Origin of the sequence: Ruminiclostridium papyrosolvens C7 (assembly GCF_000421965.1) — a bacterium.
Taxonomy (GTDB): domain Bacteria; phylum Bacillota; class Clostridia; order Acetivibrionales; family DSM-1351; genus Ruminiclostridium; species Ruminiclostridium papyrosolvens_A.
In genome coordinates this window covers 1-1,776 of sequence record NZ_ATAY01000016.1, presented here as the reverse complement: position 1 = coordinate 1,776, position 1,776 = coordinate 1, and the positions used below count along the sequence as shown (strand labels likewise).

1 rRNA gene is annotated in these 1,776 nt (G+C 50.2%); it reads left to right on the top strand.

What is annotated here, in order from left to right:
* Positions 1–1,720 (top strand): 23S ribosomal RNA (locus tag L323_RS41480); the annotation flags it as partial.
* Positions 1,721–1,776 lie beyond the last annotated feature (56 nt).

The window sequence follows — 1,776 nt, the reverse complement described above, 5'->3', positions numbered from 1 at the left end:
TACGAGATATAGCATGGAGCACACGAGGGTGGTAGGGGAGCTTACTGTTGTAGGTTGAAGCAAGATCGAAAGGACTTGTGGACGAAGCAGTAGTGAGAATGCCGGAATAAGTAGCGAGAGTAAAGTGAGAATCTTTACCGTCGAAAACCTAAGGTTTCCTGGGGAAGGTTCGTCCGCCCAGGGTAAGTCTGGACCTAAGCTGAGGCCGAAAGGCGTAAGTGATGGACAACAGGTTGAAATTCCTGTACTACCGTTAATCGTTATGAGAGAGGTGGGGACGCAGGAGGATAAGTCAAGCGATCAGCTGGAAAAGATCGTGCAAGCGAGGTAGATAGTCCGGTAGGCAAATCCGCCGGATGTTTCGAAGACGTGATGCGGAGGGAAAACAAGTACCGAAGTGACAGATTCCACACTGACGAGAAAAACCACTATCCAGATTAAAGGTACCAGTACCGCAAACCGACACAGGTAGGTGAGGAGAGAATCCTAAGACGAGCGGGAGAAGCGTTGTTAAGGAACTCGGCAAATTGACCCCGTAAGTTAGCGAAAAGGGGTGCCTCAAGAGATTGAGGCCGCAGAGAATAGGCCCAAGCAACTGTTTATCAAAAACACAGGTCTCTGCTAAATCGAAAGATGAAGTATAGGGGCTGACGCCTGCCCGGTGCTGGAAGGTTACGGGAATTGCTTAGCGCAAGCGAAGGCATGAACTTAAGCCCCAGTAAACGGCGGCCGTAACTATAACGGTCCTAAGGTAGCGAAATTCCTTGTCAGGTAAGTTCTGACCCGCACGAATGGCGTAATGACTTGGGCACTGTCTCAACAACGTACCCGGCGAAATTGTAGTACTTGTGAAGATGCAAGTTACCCGCGACTAGACGGAAAGACCCCATGGAGCTTCACTGTAGCTTGATATTGGGTTTCGGTATTTTTTGTACAGGATAGGTGGGAGACTGAGAATTAGTGGCGCCAGCCATTAAGGAGTCGACGTTGGGATACCACTCTAAAAGTACTGGAACTCTAACCTGAGACCATAAGCTGGTCTAGGGACACTGTCAGGTGGGCAGTTTGACTGGGGCGGTCGCCTCCCAAAGAGTAACGGAGGCGTCCAAAGGTTACCTCAGCGCGGTTGGAAATCGCGCAACGAGTGCAAAGGCATAAGGTAGCCTGACTGCGAGAGAGACACCTCGAGCAGGTACGAAAGTAGGGCTTAGTGATCCGGTGGTATGAAAGTGGAATTGCCATCGCTCAACGGATAAAAGCTACCCTGGGGATAACAGGCTTATCTCCCCCAAGAGTCCACATCGACGGGGAGGTTTGGCACCTCGATGTCGGCTCATCGCATCCTGGAGCTGTAGCAGGTTCCAAGGGTTTGGCTGTTCGCCAATTAAAGCGGTACGCGAGCTGGGTTCAGAACGTCGTGAGACAGTTCGGTCCCTATCTGTCGCGGGCGCAGGATATTTGAGAGGATCTGTCCTTAGTACGAGAGGACCGGGATGGACGAACCTCTAGTGCACCAGTTGTCATACCAATGGCACAGCTGGGTAGCCAAGTTCGGCAGGGATAAACGCTGAAGGCATCTAAGCGTGAAACCCACCTCAAGATGAGATATCCCACTAGCAATAGGTAAGACCCCATGTAGACTACATGGTTGATAGGTCAGGAGTGTAAGCATAGTAATGTGTTAAGCTGACTGATACTAATAGGTCGAGGGTTTGACCCAAAGAAAACAGGTATTCAAAAGTAGAAGGTCTTAAAACTAGACAATGAGAGAGCTTC